Below are 22,646 nucleotides of genomic sequence, written 5' to 3' on the forward strand. Positions count from 1 at the left end.
TATTCCTGAGACCATGAAGAGTCCAGCTCCGCTTTTATTGAAGCAGTGCCAAGTGTATCTGGACGAGGAGAAGCGTTTGCTGTTGTCCAAGCAGTTTGAATTATCGCATTTTCATAATTTGCGGGCAAACTGTCGCTATTATCTTAAAAGATATAAGTCCAATAAGCTTCTTTTAGCGATTGAGAAAGACTTGACGATGGCGATTAAGGAAGTTCATCGCAAAAAGTCGGTCGATGATTTGATGCTTTTAGAGGCACGGGTCAAGCAGATATACTATCCTATGTTTAATGAGATTTTGAATCAAAGTGGTTTTTCTTTTGTTAAGCGAACCAAGCGGCCACCTTGAGATCCACTAAATGCTTTGATTAGCTTTTGCAATACGATTTTGTATAGTCGTGTTCTGCGCTTGATCTGGCAGGCTAGACTAGATCCTAAAATCGGAGTGCTGCATGCTTCAAATAATCGTCCTTATAGTTTGCATCTGGATTTTGCGGATTATATGAAGCCAGTTATCGTGGATCGAGTGATTTTGAGCTTGATCAATAAACATCAAATTAATACTACAGATCATTTTGAAGAAAGGGAAGACGGATCGGTTTATCTGAATCGTGAAGGGAAGTATATCGTCTTGCGAAGTTTTGAGGAAAAGCTACAGACGAGGCTAGTCATGGGAGGCTCGACCTATACCTATGCCCAGCTCATCCAGCACGACATACGGCAGTTTAAGAGAATATTGCAGCAAGATGGGGACTTGAAACGCTTTAAACCCTACAAATACTATTAAAAAGTCGGTCGATCTTTTCGATATTTTGTATATTTTTAAAAAGCTGTCAACCAAGCGTTTTATGAGCGATGGGTACAAAAAGATCGACCGACTTTTTTCATCGAAATCTTGAAAAAAGCCCTATTTTTTGATACAATCAATCTAGAAACAGCGAAAATACTGTTGTTATACCTTACCTATAAGGAATTGAGACGTTGCTTCCTACAACAAAAGCCAGAACCTCAATTCGTGATTCTGTTATACCTTACCTATAAGGAATTGAGATTTGACTGTCTCCTATGAGACTTTTTAATTTCTCCCAGCAGCTCTTTGGTTATACCTTACCTATAAGGAATTGAGACAATGTGGGTCTAGGTAATGTGGCTTCTCAACCTGACGTGAATCGTTCTACCTTACCTATAAGGAATTGAGACTCTATCTCCCACGTTAGGATATGATGAAGCAAATTGTTATACCTTACCTATAAGGAATTGAGACATTATCTTTGGGCGACGATCTGAAGTGTCCCAGTGAGTGACTTGAACACTATAAGTTGGACGTTATACCTTACCTATAAGGAATTGAGACGCTTGTCCCCAGAGTCCGTTAGTCTCTGCGTCGAATGAGAAAAGTTCTACCTTACCTATAAGGAATTGAGACTTCAGAACCCACATATAGAACTCACCTTTCGGTGACAATCCTGCTTCTTGTTCTACCTTGCCTATAAGGAATTGAGACTCACCATCGACCTTATAGTCGATGACCTGAAAATCTTCTTTTGGAAGTTCTACCTTACCTATAAGGAATTGAGACTTGCATTGTTGACAACCCGGCTGACCGTAAATTACTATATCCATTTTAAGTTCTACCTTACCTTACCTATAAGGAATTGAGACCTCTTTGCCTTGGTTCATTTTATTTGCAATGCGATGAGCTTTTTGTTATACCTTACCTATAAGGAATTGAGACAAACCAGATGGACATATAAATCCATGGTCGGCCAGCACATGTTATACCTTACCTATAAGGAATTGAGACGAATGTTTAACTATAGAGGGATTAAATATTAAATATTGTGTTTCTAGTTTGAATTTGTTATACCTTACCTATAAGGAATTGGTTGCTTCAACTGAAAAAACTTGCGGGAGCAAGTTTTTTGTGGTATATTGGAAGTGTTTTCATGAGGAGATATTTGAATCGGAGGTTGTTTATGTCTGAGAGTCAATCTGTATATAGTCACCATATCTTTGTCTTACCCTTTGCGGCCAAGGAACTGGAGTCTTTTCCGAAGTCTTCCAAGTGGAAGAAACTCAGCCAAGATGCTAATGAGCTTCCCTATCTAAACTTAGAAGATGCTGAAAAAAGCGAGCGGTTAAAGTACGCTTATCGGCGATATTTCAATAAAGAAGCAGAGGAGCTGATTTTCCGCAATCCTGAGCTGGTCACAAACTATGCTTATACTGGCTTAGAAAAAGGTGATGTGTATCGGATTTCTTATTATAATCAAATCAACAAACTTGAATGTTATGATCTGACGCTTGACTATATCATGCTTCGTTATTTTCCAAATTTAAAAGCAGGTTTCCTGATTTTTTCAATGGAAAATCGTTACTATGATGAATTGGAAGATATTAAAAACATCAACCAGTATGGTCGTCATCTCTATGCTCCTTTTTTGCCTGCTCTTCGGAGTTATTCAGTCTCACCTAATAATATTGAGCTGATTAAGAGTGAAAAAATTAAGGAGAAACCACGGGAATCCGACTTGCTTTTGTCCTATGGGATCATGTCGGCTCCGAAAGAAATCTTACAGGATTTCTTTGGCTTGCCTGAGGAAGCGGTATTCCCAGAGGATATCTCGCAGTTTGAGTCTAAGCCTCATTTGGAAATCATCATTGATGACCGAATGTATGTGGTTAGCTACATGATGGTTCCTGATGTAAAGGATTTGATTTATAAAACGGCGAATTGGGCGAATTTTGATGCTTCGGAGCAAAGTTTAGAAGAGATGAAGCTTCTTTATAGTATTTTATACGTTGATAAGGGAGATTCAACATGTCTGAGTCGGGATATGCTGAAGGCAGAGCTAGAGAAGCTTCTCTATACGAGGTGGTCAGCTGAGGGAAGCCTTTATATGGCCAGCCAGCATTCCATGATTTTTATGAGTGGCTCTGATTTTCCAGAGTTTTTCCTCAAAGGCTACTTTTTGTCGGAATATCTGGACTTGGCTTTGATCACGCTCAGTCAGAGGATTGGTATTTTGAAGTATTCCAAGGATGCGGGAGATAGGGTCAATGCCAGAGTTTCTGATAAACTGAAGTTGCAGAAGGCTTACACGACCTTTAAAAATCAATACCTGCTTCCAGAGCTGTGCCCGCAGGAGCAGGCGGTGGAAGTCTGTGAATTGCTACAAACCTCACTCTATATCGAGAAGCATATCAATCTCCTAGACAGTCAAATCAGTGAACTGCATGCTATCAGCCAGACAGAAGCAAGTAATAAATTGAATGACAGAGTATTAGTGCTGACTGTTTTAAGTCTTGCTTTAGCAGTTATTCCGAATATCAAAGAACTGCAGGATAATTGTTTTACAATATGTAATCTGAGTCTGGCCTATTCATCTTGGCTTACTTTGCTCATTTCTCTTTTGACAATTGCTTACTTCTATTTCAAAAAGAGAAAATAAATGTATATTATCTTGACATACGATGTACATCGCAAGCGCGTGGCTAATGTTTTGAAAACTTGCCGAAAATACTTGGTTCATGTGCAAAAGTCGGTCTTTGAAGGGCATATTACTCCAGCCAAGCTGAGCGCTTTACAAAAAGAATTAGCCAATATTATAGAACCTCAGACAGATTCTGTACAGATTTATCAGTTGGAATCCGCAAAATACGCCAAGAAGATCCAAATCGGTATGATAGAATCCAATGACTTTATTCTTTAGGGATTAAAGTGATGTCATAGTCAGTCAATCAATCGCATGAAGTGTTCTCTCCATGCGATTTTTCTGATTTTATCTTTCAAAAAGTCGGTCAATCTTTTCGATATTTTGTCTCCTTTTCAAAAGCTGTCAACCAAGCTGTTTATAAGCGTTAGGACAAAAAAGATCGACCGACTTTTTTCATTGAAATCTTGAAAAAAGCCCTATTTTTTGATACAATCAATCTAGAAACAGCGAAAATGCTGTTGTTATACCTTACCTATAAGGAATTGAGACACTGTCTTTATTGAAAAGAGCTTCTTGTAACAACATTTTTATTACCGTAATACCTTACCTATAAGGAATTGAGACTTTTTCAATATTTGTATTTGACATATCATAAAATTGACTAATGTATGTTATACCTTACCTATAAGGAATTGAGACGTTTCAAACTTAGGAATGTTGTTTACTACAGTTATAGTTACTTCGTAATACCTTACCTATAAGGAATTGAGACACTGTCTTCCATTTTAAATTATGTGGGTTTGGATGGTTTTTAAGTTCTAGATTACCTATAAAATATTGTCTGTGTGTCTTTGTCTGTCTCCAAGGCACCAAAAAGCGAGCAAATTCATGTCTGCTAGGAAGCCTGAGAATTTGTTCGCTTTTTGTTTGGTAGGAATAGTTGAAATTTTTAGAAAACACAACATATAATATGAATAAAAGTTGTAGTATAGCTACTTCCTTTTGTAAGAATTATCAAGAAAAACTCCCTTAGTAGGAGAATTTTTCGTGTTTCAACCACAGATAGTATAGAGCTTAAGTTAGATGGCTGATCAGTTTTTTGTTACTTCCTGATAGTGTTGCGAATATTTATTGGCCTATTGGGTTAAAGTAAAAACATTCTTTTCTATTTCATTTACTGAAAAAGAACAGCTATCCAGCAGCTGATCCTTCTGTACTCGTCCTTTTTCAGCTTATCTATGGTATAATAGAAGGTAGATTTATCAATTGGAGTATGAAGGATTTTATGATTAAACTTGTAGCAACCGATATGGACGGAACCTTTCTAGACGGAGAGGGTCAGTTTGATATGGAACGCCTCAAAAACTTGCTCGTTTCCTATAAGGAAAAGGGGATTTATTTTGCTGTGGCTTCAGGTCGCGGTATCTTGTCGCTGAAAAAGCTGTTTGCGGATGTACGTGATGAAGTGATTTTTATAGCTGAAAATGGGAGCTATGTTGAGTTTCATGGAGAGGATATGTACGAGGCTACTATGTCACGGGACTTTTACTTGAGCACTTTTGAAGCTTTAAAGAAATCGCCTTATTTTGATGAAAGAAAGATGCTCTTGACTGGGAAAGAAGCTTGTTATGTATTGGATACAGTGGATGAGACCTATCTCATGTTTAGCCGTCACTACAATGAAAACATTCAAAACGTAGCGAGTTTGGAAGATATCAAGGATGAGATTTTTAAATTCACCACGAACTTCACAGAAGATACGATAGAAGTTGGAGAGGACTGGGTCAACGAAAACGTTTCTGGTGTCAATGCCATGACAACAGGTTTTGAATCCATCGATATTGTCTTGGACTATGTTGATAAGGGTGTGGCTATTGTTGAGCTGGCAAAAAAACTTGGTCTGACCATGGATCAGGTTATGGCGTTTGGCGATAATCTCAATGACCTTCACATGATGCAGGTAGTGGGGCACCCAATCGCTCCAGAAAATGCGCGACCAGAGATTTTAGAATCAGCAGAAGCAGTGATTGGTCACCATAAGGACCAGTCAGTGATGGCTTATATGGAGGGTTTGTAATGGCAGATATTAAATTGATTGCACTGGATTTGGACGGTACTTTGCTGACAACGGATAAAAAGCTAACAGATCGTACCAAGGCGGTCCTCAAGGCTGCGCGTGATCGTGGCATCAAGGTCGTACTGACAACGGGTCGTCCTTTAAAGGCTATGGATTTCTTTCTCCATGAGCTAGGGACTGACGGTCAGGAGGACGAGTACACTATCACCTTTAATGGTGGCCTAGTTCAGAAAAATACGGGAGAGATTCTCGATAAAACAGTCTTTTCAATCGATGATGTTTCACGATTATACGAGGAAACTGAAAAACTCGGACTTCCGTTAGATGCCATTTCAGAAGGAACAGTTTATCAAATCCAGTCGGATCAAGAAAGTCTCTATGCTAAGTTCAACCCAGCCTTGACTTTCGTACCTGTCGCTTTTGAGGATCTATCTAGTCAGATGACGTATAACAAATGTGTGACTGCCTTTGCCCAAGAACCTTTGGATACAGCGATTCAACAGATTTCTTCTGAATTGTTTGACCAATATGAGATCTTCAAATCGCGTGAACTCTTATTGGAATGGTCACCGAAAAATGTCCACAAGGCAACAGGTTTAGCGAAATTAATTAAACACTTAGGAATCGACCAAAGTCAAGTCATGGCTTGTGGGGACGAGGCCAATGACCTTTCCATGATTGAATGGGCAGGTCTGGGAGTTGCCATGCAAAATGCAGTTCCAGCGGTTAAGGCAGTTGCCAATGTGATTACCCCCATGACCAACGACGAGGAAGCCGTTGCCTGGACTATCGAAGAATACGTGCTAAAGGAGAATTAGAAGATGGGATTATTTGACCGTTTATTCGGGAAAAAAGAAGAACCGAAAATCGAAGATATTGTAAAAGAAGCTCTGGAGAATATTGATTTGTCAGAAGAGGTTGAAGAAAACCAAACGGCAGTCGAAGAAACTTCTCAGGAAGAGACAACAAGAGAAAAAGTGGAAGAAACACCTGCTCAAGAAGAAATTCCACAGATCTCGACAGAAGAAGTTATTGAACCAGAATTAGTCGAGGAAACTGCTCAAGAAGATCTTGAGCTAGAATCTGATGAATTGGAACAATTCCAAGAGCCGGAAGAAATTCTAGAAGAAGAGCTAGCTTCTGAAGTAGTAGAAGAAGAACTTCCTCAGGTTGAAGAAACCGTTCAGGAAAAATATGACCGTAGTCTCAAGAAAACGCGTACAGGATTCGGAGCTCGCTTGAATGCCTTCTTTGCCAACTTCCGTTCTGTCGATGAAGAATTCTTCGAAGAATTGGAAGAACTGCTCATCATGAGCGACGTCGGTGTTCAAGTCGCTTCAAACTTAACAGAAGAACTACGTTATGAAGCTAAACTTGAAAACGCTAAGAAGCCTGATGCACTTCGTCGTGTCATTATCGAGAAATTGGCTGAACTCTACGAAAAGGATGGCAACTACGATGAACAAATCCACTTCCAAGATGGGTTAACAGTCATGCTCTTTGTTGGTGTTAATGGTGTTGGGAAAACAACTTCTATCGGGAAACTAGCTCATCGCTACAAACAAGCTGGCAAGAAAGTCATGCTGGTTGCGGCAGATACCTTCCGTGCGGGTGCTGTGGCCCAGCTAGCTGAATGGGGCCGACGTGTGGATGTTCCTGTTGTGACGGGGCCTGAAAAGGCTGATCCAGCAAGTGTGGTCTTTGATGGCATGGAACGCGCCGTAGCAGAAGGGATTGATATTCTCATGATTGATACAGCAGGTCGTCTGCAAAACAAGGACAATCTTATGGCCGAGTTGGAAAAGATTGGTCGTATTATCAAGCGTGTCGTTCCTGAAGCACCCCATGAAACTTTCTTGGCACTCGATGCGTCAACTGGACAGAATGCCTTGGTTCAAGCTAAAGAATTCTCGAAAATTACTCCTGTTACTGGTATTGTATTGACAAAAATTGACGGAACTGCCCGAGGTGGTGTTGTTCTGGCTATCCGTGAAGAACTCAACATCCCTGTAAAATTGATTGGTTTTGGTGAAAAAATCGATGATATAGGGGAATTTAACTCAGAAAACTTTATGAAGGGTCTCTTAGAGGGCTTGATTTAATACAAAATAAATATCCTGCAAGTCAATCTTGCAGGATATTTTTGCTATTCTAAACGGCCACCTTCACGATAGGCGATATCTGGTTGCCAAGTCCATTTGGCTCCATACTTCTCAAGTAAGTCAAAGCTCGCTTGTGGTCCCATGCTTCCAGCTTTATAATCATAAAGCGGAGCACTGTTTTCTGCCCAGAGCTCTTCGATACGGTCAATCAATTTCCAAGAAGCACTTACCTCATCCCAGTGGCTAAAGTTGGTAGAGTTGTTGTTCAAGACATCGTAGATTAATTTCTCGTACGGATCTGGTGAGGCCCCAGTAGCAGTAGCATCTGTACGGTAATCCAGAGAGCTTGGTGCCAGGTTGAATTCTTCTCCGACTTGTTTCCCATTGAGGCTGAGAGAGAATCCTTCAGTTGGTTGGATATAGATTGTCAAAATGTTTGGAGCAAGTGGTTCTCCAAAGATAGACTCCATTTGCTTAAAGACGATATTGACATGAGTCCCTTTTTCGGTCAGGCGTTTCCCTGTACGGAAGAAGAAAGGTACACCACGGAAGCGATCGCTGTCTACAAAGAAGGCGCCAGATGCAAAGGTTTCTGTTGTAGATTCAGGATCGACGTTTGGCTCGCTACGATAGGAAATGTATTTCATGCCATCGATTTTACCAGAGCGGTACTGACCACGGATAAACTGTTCTTTCAATTCTTCCTCAGTTGGATGATAGAGGTTTTTAAAGACCTTAATTTTTTCAGCGCGAATTTCATCTTTTGTAAAGCTAGCTGGTTTGTCCATGGCTAGAAGAGAGAGGAGTTGGAGAGTATGGTTTTGCACCATATCACGAAGGGCGCCAGATTCATCATAGTAGCCACCACGTTCCTCAACTCCTAAGCGCTCAGCAAAGGTAATTTGAACATTATCGATATGTTCACGGTTCCAAACATTCTCAAAGATCATGTTGGCAAAACGAACAGCAAAGATACTCTGGATCATCTCTTTACCTAGGTAATGGTCAATACGGTAGATTTGCTCCTCATCAAAGGCCGCAAGGAGATCTTCATTGAGTTTGCTGGCTGTTTCGTAGTCTGTACCAAATGGTTTCTCAACGATCAAGCGCTCAAAACCTTTGCCATCTACAATGTTTTCAGATTTGAGGTGCTTGGCAATGGTCCCAAAGAACTGAGGCGCCATAGACAAGAAGAAGAGCTTGTTGTGGTCCGCTTGGTATTTCTCATCAAGCTCAGCTTGTAATTGACGTAAAGCAATGTAATGTTCCGTATCATTCACATCATGGCTTTGATAGTAGAAGTGGCTAGCAAATTCTTGGGCTTGCTCGGTACTATCTGCCAAATCAAGGATGGACTCGACAACTACAGATTCAAAATATTCCTTACTCCAAGGTCTACGGGCTGTTCCGATAACTGCAAAATGCTCAGAAAGATTGCCTGATTTATAGAGTCTGAAAAGGGAAGGGTAGAGTTTGCGTTTAGCTAAGTCTCCACTCGCACCGAAAATTGTAACAATAACCTTTGATGACATCTAGCTACCTAATTTCTATATTTTTTCCTAGTTGGACTAGGGATGAGATTTTCTCATTGTCATAGCTTTTATTTTATCATAATTTTCAAAAAAATCAAAAAATCCAATACGCAATTAAAAAAGTGTAAGGAGAACCTTACACTTTCGTTTTATACGTTTAAGACCTTGTCCAAAAATTCTTTTAGACGAGGGTGTTGCGGGTAATCAAAGATTTGATCTGGTGTCCCATCTTCTAGGAATTCACCATCTGCAGTAAAGATAACACGGTTGGCCACCTGACGAGCAAATCCCATCTCATGGGTTACGATGATCATGGTCATACCTTGCTCGGCCAATTCCTTCATAGCGTTCAATACATCTCCAACCATCTCGGGGTCGAGGGCGGAAGTTGGCTCATCAAAGAGCATGATATCAGGATTCATGGCAAGTCCACGAGCGATGGCTACACGTTGTTTCTGACCACCTGAAAGGCTATCTGGGTTGGCATTAGCCTTGTCTGCAAGACCGACTTTCTCCAGCAACTCCATTCCCAATTTTTCAGCTTCTTCTTTGGTCATCCGTTTGTGTTCAATAGGTGCAAAAGTGATATTTTCTAGGACGGACATGTGAGGGAAGAGGTTGAAGTGTTGGAAGACCATTCCTACGTTCTCACGAACATGGTCGACATTGGTTGATTTTTCAGTCAAATCATAACCATTCACTGTGATGTGGCCACTCGTTACCTCCTCAAGAAGGTTAAGACTGCGAAGGAAAGTGGATTTACCAGAACCCGAAGGACCGATGATACAGACAACATCTCCTTCATAGAATTTAGTTGTAATCCCTTTTAAAACTTCATTTTTTCCATAATACTTATGCAAATCATTGACATCAATTTTTAGTTTTGCCATTAACGAATCCTCTTTTCTAAGCGTTTCGCTAGTCTAGTCAAAAGCGTGATAATTACAAGATAGAAGATAGCAAGGATTGCATACATCTTGAAACTTTGGTAGTTACGGGCGATGATAATCTTACCAGTTTGGAAAAGTTCAACCAAACCGATAGCAGATACGATGGTTGTATCTTTAAGAGCGATAACGAACTGGTTAACAAAGTTTGGCAACATCAATTTAGTTGCTTGTGGCAAGATAATCTTACGCATGGTTTTTCCATAAGAGATACCAAGACTGCGACTGGCTTCCATTTGCCCAACTGGAACAGCTTGAATCCCGCCACGAACAATTTCAGCGATATAAGCAGCAGCATTGAGTGAGAGGGCAATGGTACCAGCTACAAAGTCATTGATTGGACTTTGTTGGCCTGTGATAGACTCGATGAAGTTTGGAATTCCCCAGAAAATGAAGGCAGCAAGAATCATCAACGGAATACCACGGATAACGTCAACGAAAATCTCAGAGATAAGACGAAGAGATTTGTATGGGCTAACGCTGAACATACCAAAGATAATTCCAATTACAATGGCGATTGCAAATGAAATAAGTGCTAATGCAAGAGTGATTCCAAGCCCGCTAAGGAGTTGCTTGTAGTTATTTTGAAGCAAACCCCAGATAGTGGTTTCGTCAACTGTATTTGTAGAAGTAGTTGATGCTTCGCTGGCTAGATACTTGTCGAGAATTTTTTGAAATTCACCGTTTGCTTTTAGGTTGGCAAGCCCCTTATTGAACATCTGGATCAATTCAGGATTGGTTCCTTTTTTTACGGCAAAGGCTGTTTCACCGATTGGAGTTCCAGCGATTGGCGTTTTCAATTTTTGCCCTTGGCTGATAGAATATTTGAGAACAGGCTCATCATCCATCACGGCATCGATAGCTCCAGTGTTTAGACTGTCATACATAGATGAGCCATCTGAAAAGGTTTTAATTTTGTAGCCGTATTTGCTTTGATTTTCAGTAAGGAATGTTTGAGAAGCCGTTCCGTTTTTCACACCAACCGTCTTATCCTTGAGGTCTTCATAAGAAGCAATGGTACTGGATTCTTTGACACCAAGAATGGTATTAGCAGTGTAGTAGGAGTCTGAGAAGTCAAACGTTGCTTTACGAGCGTCCGTAACTGACATTCCTGCGATAATACCATCTGCTTGTCCAGCCTGAACGGCGCTAATGGCTGCATCAAATCCTGGATTGGTAATCTCAATTTCAAAACCTTGATCTTTGGCAATGGCCTTGATAAGATCCATATCAATACCAGTGTACTCGTTGCTTGAATCTTGAAATACGAAGGGAGCAAAAGATGAATCACTGGCAATAACATACTTAGATTTAACTGTGTCAGCTTTTACTACTCCTAGTGAGAAAATGGGAAATAAAATTAGCAAAAATGCTAGGATTTTTTTCTTCATTTTTAGTCTCCTTTCCGAATATTTTCCCATTATAACAGAAAATATTTCAGAAGGCAAATTTTAAAGACTTTTATGTCAGAAGATATAACATCGATTTGTAAGTTTGCTTAATCAATAGATAAAGAATCTAGTGGAATTTATGGTAAAATAGAAGAATAGAAAAATGCAGACGAGGCAATCATGATAAATCGAATTACAGACAATCAATTTAAACTAGTATCAAAATATGAACCTTCAGGAGATCAACCACAAGCGATTGAGCAGTTGGTCGATAATATCGAGGGTGGAGAGAAGGCTCAGATTCTGATGGGGGCGACGGGTACAGGAAAGACCTATACCATGAGTCAGGTCATTTCTAAAGTCAATAAACCAACTCTGGTCATTGCTCATAACAAGACGCTTGCAGGGCAACTTTACGGAGAATTCAAGGAATTTTTCCCTGAAAATGCTGTTGAGTACTTCGTATCCTACTATGACTATTACCAGCCAGAGGCCTACGTGCCTTCCAGCGATACCTACATTGAGAAGGACAGTTCAGTCAATGACGAGATTGACAAGCTCCGCCACTCAGCGACTTCAGCTCTTCTGGAGCGTAATGATGTCATCGTTGTGGCTTCTGTCTCTTGTATCTATGGTTTAGGTTCGCCTAAGGAATACTCTGATAGCGTGGTTAGTCTCCGTCCAGGTCTTGAGATTTCTCGTGATAAACTCTTGAATGACTTGGTTGATATTCAGTTTGAGCGCAATGACATTGATTTCCAACGCGGAAGATTTCGCGTTCGCGGGGATGTGGTGGAGATTTTCCCAGCTTCCCGAGATGAACACGCTTTTCGAGTGGAGTTCTTTGGGGATGAGATTGACCGTATCCGTGAGGTTGAGGCTTTGACAGGTCAGGTATTGGGAGAAGTAGATCATCTGGCGATTTTCCCAGCGACTCACTTTGTGACCAATGACGATCACATGGAAGTTGCTATTGCCAAGATTCAGGCAGAGTTGGAGGAGCAGTTGGCTGTCTTTGAGAAGGAAGGCAAACTTCTGGAAGCACAACGCTTGAAACAACGGACAGAGTATGATATCGAGATGTTACGTGAGATGGGCTATACAAATGGTGTTGAGAACTACTCTCGTCACATGGATGGTCGTAGCGAAGGAGAGCCTCCTTATACGCTGCTCGACTTCTTCCCGGATGATTTCTTAATTATGATTGATGAAAGCCACATGACCATGGGGCAGATTAAGGGCATGTACAATGGAGACCGCTCTCGTAAGGAAATGCTGGTTAACTATGGTTTCCGTTTGCCGTCTGCCTTGGACAATCGTCCTCTCCGTCGTGAAGAATTTGAAAGCCATGTACATCAGATTGTTTACGTTTCAGCGACACCTGGTGACTATGAAAATGAACAGACCGAGACAGTGATTGAGCAAATCATTCGCCCGACTGGGCTCTTGGATCCAGAGGTGGAAGTCCGTCCGACTATGGGACAGATTGATGACCTTTTGGGTGAAATCAATGCCCGTATTGAAAAGAACGAACGGACCTTTATTACCACTTTGACTAAGAAAATGGCAGAAGACTTGACCGACTACTTCAAGGAGATGGGTATCAAGGTCAAGTACATGCACTCGGATATCAAGACCTTAGAACGGACGGAGATTATCCGTGACCTGCGCTTGGGAGTCTTTGATGTCTTGGTTGGAATCAATCTCCTCCGTGAAGGGATTGACGTTCCTGAGGTAAGCTTGGTTGCCATTCTCGATGCTGACAAGGAAGGCTTCCTACGTAACGAACGCGGACTCATCCAGACCATTGGACGTGCAGCTCGTAACAGTGAAGGGCATGTGATTATGTATGCTGACACAGTTACTCAGTCTATGCAACGTGCCATCGATGAAACGGCCCGCCGTCGGAAAATCCAGATGGCTTATAATGAAAAACATGGTATTGTACCTCAGACAATCAAGAAAGAAATCCGTGACCTAATTGCCGTGACCAAGGCAGTTGCCAAGGAAGAGGACAAGGAAGTCGACATCAATAGCCTTAACAAACAAGAACGTAAAGAACTTGTCAAGAAACTCGAAAAACAAATGCAAGAAGCCGTCGAAGTGCTTGACTTTGAATTGGCAGCCCAGATTCGTGATATGATGTTGGAAGTCAAGGCGTTGGAATAGGGAAGGATAAAAATAAATGGATCTTACTATCAAACAGATGGAAACTCCTGAAGAGATAGAAGGAAAATCCCTCGTTCACTGGCAAACGTGGAGAGAGGCTTATGATGACCTTTTACCTGCAGAATTTCAGGAGACGATGACATTAGAAAGATGTCAATTCTTTAGTAAAAAATATCCAGAAAATACATTGATTGCGATGGACGGCATGAAGGTAGTTGGTTTTATCAGTTATGGAAACTTTCGTAATGAGACTATTCAAGCTGGTGAAATTATCGCCTTATATGTTTTAAAAGACTATTATGGAAAAGGTATTGCTCAGAAGTTAATGACGGAAGCTCTGACTACTCTTGAACATTTCTCTGAAATATTCTTATGGGTATTAAAAGAAAATAAGCGAGCCATTGCTTTTTATCAAAAAATGGGTTTTACTGTTGATGGCCAAGAAAAAATACTTGAACTTGGAAAGCCTATCATTGAAATTAGAATGGTATTTAAGAGTTCAACAAAATCAGAGAGTTAAATGCAAGGACAGTTGTGATTTGTTTTCAGATTGCACAATGAACAAATGATTACGTTTTAGAATATATTTTTAAATAGAGAGAAGTTATTGTGAAAGTAAAAGAGACGAAGTATAAGAAGTCATCGGGGCTAGATTCTCATAAATTAGTAGGGTTCTGTCTTATATTTAGTTTGGTATTAGTGATAGGATTTGGTGTTAATCAAATTTTTAATATCTTACCAATTCCATTGCCCTACAAGGAAATCAATTATAGTTTTCCCTTGTATCTGAATCTTTTTTGTCTAGTTTATAGGGTATTTGACTATTTGTTTCTAGACTCGTCTAGAACAAAGGTGACCCTAAAAAGATTTATTGAATTATTTATCTATCTTAATAGTATCGGTTTAATTGTACATCTTTTTATAGGGGTTAGTGGGAAAAACAGTAAGGGTATTCTGCCTTCCCTCTTATCCTTAGATTACCGCTACATCTGGTTTCCAATTTCAACTTACCTGTTCTTTTTCTCCCTTGCTGGCTTAACCGTTCTATTGCAGAATCATATGGAAAAAATGAGGAATATACCATGATGAAACATTTAACTTTTTTAGAATGGTCTATCTGATTTTACTAGCATTTGTCCTTATCGATTTTGCCTTTCAATATTTGGTTTATCATTCACCCCCATTCTTTGGGACAGTTGGCTTTTCCTTTTAATTTTTACTCTTTTTATTCACTTTTGGAGACCTTTGGTAATTCTTGATCTTCTTTTTGAGATAGTTGGAATACAAATTATTCCTATAGTATTTAATACAGGGCTCTTTTTACCAGTTATTTTGGTTATGGCGCATAATATTTGTGATTATTTTAAGAACCGATATTATCTCTTAGAAGGAATCCGTAGCGCTTTTTGTAGTTTCTATATCTGGTTATTTGTAATTGTCGTTTTCGCCTTTACTCCAAATCCTCCTGTTCCAATCACTATTGATTATGAAGTTCAGGAACAAGAAATCGTCATTCAAAAAGGATATTTGCTTCATGAAGTATATTATTACCATGAACGAATAAATCCCTTCATTATGAAATCTAAAATCAAGTACGAAAAAGTCATTTAATATAGAAAGAGAGTCCTATGTCCTGTTCCAAATTAATGATTTTAGGAAATATATTCACTTAGAATCAAGGGAAGATGGGCGATATACTTTATATGTATACATCAATCTGGCTCCTTTGAAATACTCAAAAGTTATTCTAGGTCCAAAGGTTACGGATGCAGACTATATTGCTCCTTATCTCAAACTTGCCAATCCTGATATAGAGATAGAAAGTTCGAAAATTCCTTATCGTTAAGTTTAGAAAAAATTAAAGCTTCAAAGAAATTATAATCTTTTATTAATAAGGAGAAGCAAGTAATGAAAAGAAAGTTACTTTTAATTTTCTGTATTATAAATATTGTCCCTTTATTCTTTATTCTACGTTTTGCCTTCCTTATCTTTACAACAACTTATGATATTTTTCCTNAAGCAAATCAAGCGGAAGTAGAGACAGCAGTAAGAAGAACCCTTGATTTGTATGGTTTTAAAGGAGATATGAAGGTTACGAAGTTTTCTAGAGATAAGTGGACTTCTGAAAAATACAAAATTGAATACAATTATAGTGAAGAGGTTGATGGAAGTAGAGTCACTGTGAATCATGCCTTGTTTTATCGTCCAAAGTCCTCAAAATACAATCCCCAAAAGACTGATGAAGAACTAGCCTATGATGGGACTACGAAAACCATGTTACAAGAATTTTCAGACATGGCTCATAAACTAATCAATCAGCATCCTGTCAGTGTTTCTAACAAAGAGAAGGTAGAGAGTTTTTTTAAGCAATATGAAAATCCAAATCTAGAATATGTGAATAGTTACTGGAGTGTCGATACTGAATCTGAAAATATCCAAGACTATTATGCCCTCATCGAAAAGAACCGTAAGGAAGGGAAAGCTTTTCAAGGTTTATATGATCTCCCTATTGATGAATTCTTGGAAAAAGAAATGATTAAAGGATACATCATCTATCGCGACATTGTTTTAGAAGAGGGTGAGAAAGATTATTTTGATAGTGAAGGCGGACTGACAGAGTTTATCAAGAATGGAATAGATAATGCAGAGCTACCAGATGCCCTTTATTCTGTTTCTTACTACTATGCTGGTAAAACTGGTAAAAGTTATCGTTCGGGCAGTAGTGTTTCTTTAAAGGTTCAAAACCATAAGATGCTCTATTATGGAAGTAATTTTAACTAAAAATTTTATATGTAATAATTTGTGTTAAAATAATAGACGAGATAATTTAAAAGTGATAGATATTAGTCATTAGTTAGTAGTTTGAATTTAAAGGAGAAATAAATAGTGAAAAAATCGAGTACTTTTAACAAGCTTATTTATACTGTCCTATATTCCTTACTGATAGCATTTGTTATCGCTCATTTCATATTATGGTCATTTGGTTTATCATTTACTCCGATTATTTGGAATATTTGGCTCTTTCTCCTGATTTTAACTTTCTATATTCGTTTTTTGAGGTTCTTTGCAATTCTTGATCTTCTATTTGGGATAGTTGGACTACAATTTATTCCCATAGCGTGGAATACAGGGCTTTTTGTTCCAATTATCCTCTCTATTTCGCATATTTTTATTTACTTTTTAAAGGGGAAATATCGCTTCCTTGAAGGAGTGCGCAGTGCAATTTGTAGTTTTTATATCTGGTTATTTGTAATTGTCGTTTTCGTCTTTATTCCAAATCCTCCTGTTCCAATCACTATTGATTATGAAGTTAGAGGACAAGAAATTGTCATAACAAGAGGATACTTGCTTCATGATGTATACTATTATCATGAGCTGATCAATCCCTTCATCATGAAATCTAATATTAAGTCTGAAAAAGTTATATAACAACTTAGAAAGTGAGTAAATTTATGTCCCGTTCCCAATTAACGATTTTAACAAACATCTGTCTAATCGAAGATCTAGAAAATAAGCGAGTAGTCATGCAATATCGCTCTCCTGAAAACAATCGCTGGTCCGGATATGCCTTTCCAGGAGGTCATGTTGAGAATGGCGAGGCCTTTGCCGAGTCTGTCATTCGTGAAATATACGAAGAAACTGGCCTGACGATTCAGAATCCTCAACTAGTCGGTATCAAAAATTGGCCATTAGATACAGGTGGGCGCTACATTGTCTTTTGTTATAAGGCGACTGAGTTCTCTGGTAACCTTCGCTCTTCAGATGAAGGAGAAGTTTCTTGGGTGCAAAAAGACCAGATTCCTAACTTGGATCTGGCCTATGATATGTTGCCTTTGATGGAGATGATGGAAGCTCCGGACAAGTCTGAATTTTTCTACCCTCGCCGTACAGAAGACGGCTGGGAGAAAGAAATTTTCTAGTCTTTTACTAAATAACCTAGCTGATTCAAGGCCTCCTCGATATAGTGGAGGTCTTGTTGTGTCTCAGCTTCAACAAGGTGATAATGAATGCCATCTGTCAATTCAGAAAGGGGTCTAAAGTCTGAATTCTCGACTTGTTCCAGAAAGTGCTGGACATCTCGGCGACATGTGAGTTTGAGATGGGTTTCAATTTCGCCATAAACGGGATGATCGATTAAGATATTTTGAACGCGTCCGCCATTATCTACAATGGCTAGAAGTTCCTGCCCAATTTCTTCCAGTTCATGTTTCACTTTAAAGAGTTTGTGAACGTAGGGGCTGGCATCATTTTCTTTGTAGATATAACCACGATTGGTGGATAGGATAGGAGCCCCATCTGCTCGAAGAATAGCGATATCCTGTACAATGACTTGGCGCGTGACATGAAAATGTTCAGCCAAGGTTTGACCATTGAGAGCTTTTGGTGCCTCTTTTAACAGTTTGAGAAGAGCTTGTTTGCGATCCTTTGTCATAGTTTTTCCTTTTAGCGACGTTTTCGAAGCACTTTATAGACAGCTAGTGCTAATGTATAGTCTACCATACTATGGACAATTGTGCCAAAACCGACTAGGACAAAGAGAACATAAAACATATTTTCAACGTTTGTCCCTGAAGTGGCATAGAAGATGATACAAGCTAGCACTTCAGCGATAGCATGAACAACACCCAAAACAAAGTTAAAAATCCAAGATGCCTTTGGTTTATCCAAGGTTTCAGGGAATTTCTTTAAGTACAAAGCTCCCAAAATACCAAAAACGATGTGAGAAAAGGCGCGCAGGACGATAACCATGGGATAGCCTGCCATCAGGAAGCCAAGACTAGAAGCGATGATCACAAAACCAGCCATCAAAGGTGATAGGAACATGGCGATAAAGATGGCGATATGACTTCCCAAGGTATAAGAAGCGGGTGGGATGACGATTTTAAAAGGCATAATGATTGGAATCAAAATCGCGATTGCTGTGAGTAGGGCAGTCATCGTCATAAACTGCGTTTTTTTCCGTATATCCATAAGAACCTCCATTTAACTGTATATACACAAGTATAGTACAATAAATAGATAGACATGTCAAGAATTTATTTTGATTTTATTGAAAATTTTCAAAAGTATAGGTGGTAGATTCAACGGATTTTCATATATTTTCAAAATTTTGAACTAATGACTCCTTGGTAAATAACCATTTATGAATAGAAGATGAGCCTTTACTGGTGAAAACTAAAACTCCACCTTCAAAACGAAAGTGGAGTTGTTTTTATTTTTTCAAGGTTTGTAAACGTGGGACAATTGCTACTGTTAGAACTGCAGAGATGACAAGCTCAGCAATTGAGTTTGTAGAAATAACTGTTGCCAGGAGTTTTTGGATATTTCCATTGAAGACATTTCCAAAAAGAAAGAAGATTCCCCCAAGGACAAAGACGGTATTGGTAAGTGAGCCGAGAGCACCAGCAATGATGAGACCCGTTCTGTTTTTCAATAATTTATAAACTAGGTAAGGAGTCAGACCAATCAAAATGCGAGGTAGGATGGCGATCATTGCGGAATAGATGTTTCCGTTTGGTACAAAAGGTGAGAATAGGTAGCTGGTTGGAAGGATGGTAATCGTGTTAACCGTCAAGCTAAGTAGCCCCATCAAGAAACCAAGTGTGACACCAACTCGTGGGCCGTAAATAATACTAGCAATGATTACTGGAATATGAACGATAGTTGGTTTGATTGGAAATGGGAAAAGATTAAATAGGAGAGAGCTCAAAAAGTGGATAACGAGCATAACTGCAAAAAAGATAGCAATTGGAGCAATGTTAGAGCGTTTGTTCATCGAGGGTTTCCTTTATTCTTTCTAAAATAGTATTCAGGTCAGCTAGGGCGCCTTTGCCGTGATCGCCACAGGCTAGTAGAGATTCCTTTGGAGAGATAATCTGATAACCATAGGTCTCTAATGTTTTTAGATTAGCCTGAGTTGCCGGATGGTCATACATTTTTGTGTTCATGGCTGGTGCGACTAACTTTTTGACATGGTCTGGCAGGGCAAGAGCTATACTCGTAACCATGTTATCCGCAAAACCATGTGCTAGTTTGGCAATGGTATTAGCGGTAGCAGGGACGACGATAAAAAGGTCGGTTTCTTTGCCTCTTTCAATATGATTGACTTGATCAGGATAGGGTTCCTGCATGACATCAAGGTGAACAGGATTTTGTGAGAGTACCTGTAGTGTCAAAGGCTGGATAAACTCTCTCGCCGCCTCGGTCATTAAGACAGTGACATTATGGCCTTGTTTTTTTAAAGAACTGACGAGATCAGCTGCTTTATAGGAGGCGATGGAACCTGTCACTGCGATTAGAATGTTTGCCATGGCTTTCCTTTCTAAGAATCGTATGCTTGAATTTTTTCAAGGAGGAGACTTGCAATTTCCTCTTTGGTTTGAACAGTTTGAAGATGCTCTTTCTCAACAAAGATTGCCCGATGCTGATTTGCTGAAATTTGAGTAAGGTCATTTGCAATGATCAAGTCTGCTTGGTTCTTGATAAGACTCTGTCTAGCAATTTCTATGAGATAATCCTCAGAGACATCAACTAGCAGTTTGAAACCAATCAGATGAATAGCTGGATTCCATTCCTTGACTAGAGAGATGATTTTAGGTGTTTTTTTCAGGAATAAAACCTGAACCTCATCAGTTGAAGAAATCTTAGCCTGATGGTTCTGCTTGCTTAAAAATTCTTCTAGATTGGAGCTAGCTTGTACCTCCTCCAACCCCGTCATATAAATAGGAGTGTAGTCGGACACAGCCATCGAATGAATCAAGACCTGATAATTTTGAACACAATCCTTCATTTCCAGAAGAAGATCATTGGTGTTCTTAATTTCTCGAATGGTTAAATGGGGATGAGCTTCTGGCTTCACAGCTCGTTTTGTCGTTATCAAACAAACTTCGTGTCCCGCAGCAAGCAAGGTTTCTGTGATGGTTTTCCCCAAGCGACCAGTTGAATGGTTAGTGATAGAGCGGACGCTATCGATAGCTTCACTGGTACCGCCCGACGTAACTAAAATTTTCATAGGACTATTGTACACAAAAATAAACGTTAAGTAAAATGAAAGCGATAAAATTTTGTTAAAACGAAGGAATACTATAGTCTAAAACTATAAAAGCATATAAAATTTTAAAAAGCGCTATTGTAACCCCTGAAATATTGATATTTACGAACGTTTTAAGAGTTTAAGGGTGTTAAAAATCTTGTTTTGTGTTATAATGAATTATCACATTAGAGATTAGAGGAGTTTGTTATGAAAACAGATATTGAAATCGCGCAGAGTATTGAGTTAAAGCCAATCGTGGATGTTGTGGAAAAGCTTGGTATTTCTTACGATGATTTGGAGTTGTATGGAAAGTACAAGGCTAAGCTAAGCTTTGATAAAATTCGTGCGGTTGAGAATAATCCGGTTGGAAAATTGATCTTGGTAACTGCCATCAACCCAACGCCTGCAGGTGAAGGGAAATCAACCATTACCATTGGTCTTGCAGACGCCTTGAACAAGATTGGTAAGAAAACCATGATTGCTATTCGCGAACCGTCTCTTGGTCCAGTCATGGGGATCAAGGGAGGTGCAGCCGGTGGTGGTTATGCCCAAGTGTTGCCAATGGAGGACATCAACCTTCACTTTACTGGGGATATGCATGCCATTACAACTGCCAACAATGCCCTTTCTGCTTTGATTGACAATCACTTGCACCAAGGGAATGAGTTGGGAATTGACCAACGTCGTATCCTTTGGAAACGTGTCGTGGACTTGAATGACCGTGCACTTCGTCATGTGACTGTTGGACTTGGTGGACCTCTAAACGGTATTCCACGTGAGGACGGTTTTGATATTACAGTGGCCTCTGAAATCATGGCGATTCTGTGCTTAGCGACGGACATCGAGGACTTGAAACGTCGTTTGGCTAATATCGTTATCGGTTATCGCTATGACCGTACACCAGTTTCTGTAGGTGATTTGCAGGTTGAAGGTGCTTTGGCTTTGATCTTGAAGGATGCTATTAAGCCGAACTTGGTTCAGACAATTTACGGTACACCTGCCTTTGTACACGGTGGTCCATTTGCCAACATTGCTCATGGATGTAACTCTGTTTTGGCAACAAGCACAGCCCTTCGCTTGGCTGACTATACTGTTACTGAAGCTGGTTTTGGTGCAGACCTTGGCGCTGAGAAATTCCTTGATATCAAGACACCAAACTTGCCAACTTCTCCAGATGCGGTAGTCATTGTTGCAACCCTTCGTGCCCTCAAGATGAATGGTGGAGTTGCTAAAGACGCTCTGACTGAAGAAAACGTAGAAGCTGTTCGTGCCGGTTTTGCCAACTTGAAACGCCACGTTGAAAATATCCGTAAGTTTGGTATTCCAGCAGTCGTAGCTATCAATGAATTTGTAACTGATACAGAAGCTGAAATCGTAGCTTTGAAGGAACTTTGTGCCTCAATCGATGTACCAGTTGAACTAGCAAGTGTCTGGGCTGATGGTGCAGAAGGTGGCGTAGCGCTTGCCGAAACGCTTGTCAAGACAATCTCAGAAAATCCAGCCAACTACACTCGTCTTTATGACAATAACCTTTCTGTCCAAGAAAAGATTGAAAAGATTGTCACTGAAATCTACCGTGGTAGCAAAGTGAACTTTGAGAAGAAAGCTCAAACGCAAATCGCTCAGATTGTTCAGAATGGATGGGACAAATTGCCAATCTGTATGGCTAAAACTCAGTACAGTTTTTCTGACAATCCAAATGCACTTGGAGCACCAGAAAACTTTGAAATTACCATTCGTGAATTGGTACCAAAATTAGGGGCTGGCTTTATCGTTGCCCTAACTGGTGATGTTATGACCATGCCAGGACTTCCAAAACGACCAGCAGCTCTCAACATGGATGTTGAAAGCGATGGAACCGTTCTAGGATTGTTCTAATATTTAGATGATATTTAAAGAGTTTGGAAATGCTATCCAAGCTCTTTTTCTTATCTAGATATGAGGCCTTGTCTTCAGCTGAT

At 39.7% G+C, this 22,646-nt stretch carries 20 protein-coding genes, 2 pseudogenes and 1 CRISPR repeat array; of the genes and pseudogenes, 14 read left to right on the forward strand and 8 right to left on the reverse strand.

Annotation, left to right across the window (positions count from 1 at the left end):
- Positions 1 to 13: 13 nt before the first annotated feature.
- From cas1 to ftsY, 6 genes and pseudogenes are all read left to right on the forward strand, one after another.
- Positions 14 to 784, forward strand: a pseudogene (cas1, locus tag D8852_RS10145) (CRISPR-associated endonuclease Cas1).
- A gap of 542 nt (positions 785 to 1,326) precedes the next feature.
- Positions 1,327 to 1,886: direct repeats of the CRISPR family, unit length 25 nt; unit sequence TACCTTACCTATAAGGAATTGAGAC.
- Between the two features lie 87 nt (positions 1,887 to 1,973).
- Positions 1,974 to 3,449, forward strand: coding sequence for a hypothetical protein (locus D8852_RS04130; protein ID WP_125425392.1), 1,476 nt, complete (start codon positions 1,974 to 1,976; stop codon positions 3,447 to 3,449).
- Positions 3,450 to 3,710, forward strand: a complete 261-nt coding sequence (gene cas2 / locus D8852_RS04135) for a CRISPR-associated endonuclease Cas2 (RefSeq protein WP_125425394.1) — start codon at positions 3,450 to 3,452, stop codon at positions 3,708 to 3,710.
- Between the two features lie 1,009 nt (positions 3,711 to 4,719).
- The gene (locus D8852_RS04140; RefSeq protein WP_125425396.1) at positions 4,720 to 5,511 is read left to right on the forward strand and encodes a Cof-type HAD-IIB family hydrolase; all 792 of its coding nucleotides are present in this window, start codon (positions 4,720 to 4,722) and stop codon (positions 5,509 to 5,511) included.
- A complete protein-coding gene (locus D8852_RS04145; protein ID WP_125425398.1) occupies positions 5,511 to 6,329 on the forward strand; it encodes a Cof-type HAD-IIB family hydrolase in 819 nt (272 codons plus the stop codon). The genes D8852_RS04140 and D8852_RS04145 overlap by 1 nt, the downstream gene beginning before the upstream one ends.
- Before the next feature lie 3 nt (positions 6,330 to 6,332).
- The gene (ftsY, locus tag D8852_RS04150) at positions 6,333 to 7,613 is read left to right on the forward strand and encodes a signal recognition particle-docking protein FtsY (protein ID WP_125425400.1); all 1,281 of its coding nucleotides are present in this window, start codon (positions 6,333 to 6,335) and stop codon (positions 7,611 to 7,613) included.
- Positions 7,614 to 7,657: 44 nt separating this feature from the next.
- On the opposite strand, the gene zwf is transcribed toward ftsY, so the two are convergent.
- From zwf to D8852_RS04165, 3 genes are all read right to left on the reverse strand, one after another.
- Positions 7,658 to 9,145: a glucose-6-phosphate dehydrogenase gene (gene zwf / locus D8852_RS04155; RefSeq protein ID WP_125425402.1), complete on the reverse strand. Its 1,488-nt coding sequence runs from the start codon at positions 9,143 to 9,145 to the stop codon at positions 7,658 to 7,660.
- A gap of 149 nt (positions 9,146 to 9,294) precedes the next feature.
- The gene (locus D8852_RS04160) at positions 9,295 to 10,035 is read right to left on the reverse strand and encodes an amino acid ABC transporter ATP-binding protein (RefSeq protein ID WP_125425404.1); all 741 of its coding nucleotides are present in this window, start codon (positions 10,033 to 10,035) and stop codon (positions 9,295 to 9,297) included.
- On the reverse strand, positions 10,035 to 11,483 hold the full coding sequence (locus tag D8852_RS04165; protein ID WP_125425406.1) for an amino acid ABC transporter substrate-binding protein/permease: 1,449 nt from the start codon (positions 11,481 to 11,483) through the stop codon (positions 10,035 to 10,037). Before D8852_RS04165 ends, D8852_RS04160 begins: the two co-directional genes overlap by 1 nt.
- A 180-nt stretch (positions 11,484 to 11,663) precedes the next feature.
- Between D8852_RS04165 and uvrB the strand changes: the two genes are divergently transcribed.
- The 7 genes and pseudogenes from uvrB (at position 11,664) to D8852_RS04205 (ending at position 17,572) form a co-directional block, all read left to right on the forward strand.
- Positions 11,664 to 13,652, forward strand: coding sequence for an excinuclease ABC subunit UvrB (gene uvrB, locus D8852_RS04170; protein ID WP_125425408.1), 1,989 nt, complete (start codon positions 11,664 to 11,666; stop codon positions 13,650 to 13,652).
- A 16-nt stretch (positions 13,653 to 13,668) separates the two neighbouring features.
- Entirely contained in the window at positions 13,669 to 14,172 is a 504-nt protein-coding gene (locus tag D8852_RS04175; RefSeq protein ID WP_125425410.1) for a GNAT family N-acetyltransferase, read from the forward strand.
- A 725-nt stretch (positions 14,173 to 14,897) separates the two neighbouring features.
- On the forward strand, positions 14,898 to 15,263 hold the full coding sequence (locus tag D8852_RS04185) for a hypothetical protein (RefSeq protein ID WP_125425412.1): 366 nt from the start codon (positions 14,898 to 14,900) through the stop codon (positions 15,261 to 15,263).
- Positions 15,264 to 15,294: 31 nt separating this feature from the next.
- Positions 15,295 to 15,498: pseudogene (locus D8852_RS10150) on the forward strand (DUF2971 domain-containing protein); the annotation flags it as partial.
- A 62-nt stretch (positions 15,499 to 15,560) separates the two neighbouring features.
- On the forward strand, positions 15,561 to 16,433 hold the full coding sequence (locus D8852_RS04195; RefSeq protein WP_125833825.1) for a hypothetical protein: 873 nt from the start codon (positions 15,561 to 15,563) through the stop codon (positions 16,431 to 16,433).
- A gap of 105 nt (positions 16,434 to 16,538) precedes the next feature.
- Positions 16,539 to 17,081, forward strand: a complete 543-nt coding sequence (locus D8852_RS04200) for a hypothetical protein (protein WP_125425416.1) — start codon at positions 16,539 to 16,541, stop codon at positions 17,079 to 17,081.
- Positions 17,082 to 17,104: 23 nt separating this feature from the next.
- A complete protein-coding gene (locus tag D8852_RS04205) occupies positions 17,105 to 17,572 on the forward strand; it encodes an 8-oxo-dGTP diphosphatase (protein WP_125425418.1) in 468 nt (155 codons plus the stop codon).
- Here the strand turns inward: D8852_RS04205 and D8852_RS04210 are convergent.
- The 5 genes from D8852_RS04210 to coaB all read right to left on the reverse strand — a co-directional run bounded on the left by D8852_RS04210 (position 17,569) and on the right by coaB (position 20,664).
- Positions 17,569 to 18,084 (reverse strand): transcription repressor NadR, encoded by a 516-nt coding sequence (locus D8852_RS04210; RefSeq protein WP_125425420.1) that lies wholly within the window; start codon positions 18,082 to 18,084, stop codon positions 17,569 to 17,571. The two genes, D8852_RS04205 and D8852_RS04210, sit on opposite strands and share 4 nt — an antisense overlap.
- Positions 18,085 to 18,095: 11 nt before the next feature.
- Entirely contained in the window at positions 18,096 to 18,623 is a 528-nt protein-coding gene (locus D8852_RS04215) for an ECF transporter S component (protein WP_125425422.1), read from the reverse strand.
- Between the two features lie 241 nt (positions 18,624 to 18,864).
- On the reverse strand, positions 18,865 to 19,428 hold the full coding sequence (locus tag D8852_RS04220) for an ECF transporter S component (RefSeq protein WP_125425424.1): 564 nt from the start codon (positions 19,426 to 19,428) through the stop codon (positions 18,865 to 18,867).
- Positions 19,412 to 19,963, reverse strand: a complete 552-nt coding sequence (gene coaC, locus D8852_RS04225) for a phosphopantothenoylcysteine decarboxylase (RefSeq protein WP_001274053.1) — start codon at positions 19,961 to 19,963, stop codon at positions 19,412 to 19,414. Before coaC ends, D8852_RS04220 begins: the two co-directional genes overlap by 17 nt.
- A gap of 11 nt (positions 19,964 to 19,974) precedes the next feature.
- Entirely contained in the window at positions 19,975 to 20,664 is a 690-nt protein-coding gene (gene coaB, locus D8852_RS04230; RefSeq protein WP_125425426.1) for a phosphopantothenate--cysteine ligase, read from the reverse strand.
- Between the two features lie 228 nt (positions 20,665 to 20,892).
- Between coaB and D8852_RS04235 the strand changes: the two genes are divergently transcribed.
- On the forward strand, positions 20,893 to 22,563 hold the full coding sequence (locus tag D8852_RS04235; RefSeq protein WP_125425428.1) for a formate--tetrahydrofolate ligase: 1,671 nt from the start codon (positions 20,893 to 20,895) through the stop codon (positions 22,561 to 22,563).
- Positions 22,564 to 22,646: the final 83 nt, after the last annotated feature.

Origin of the sequence: Streptococcus mitis (assembly GCF_003942695.1) — a bacterium.
GTDB classification, from domain to species: Bacteria; Bacillota; Bacilli; order Lactobacillales; family Streptococcaceae; genus Streptococcus; species Streptococcus mitis_BD.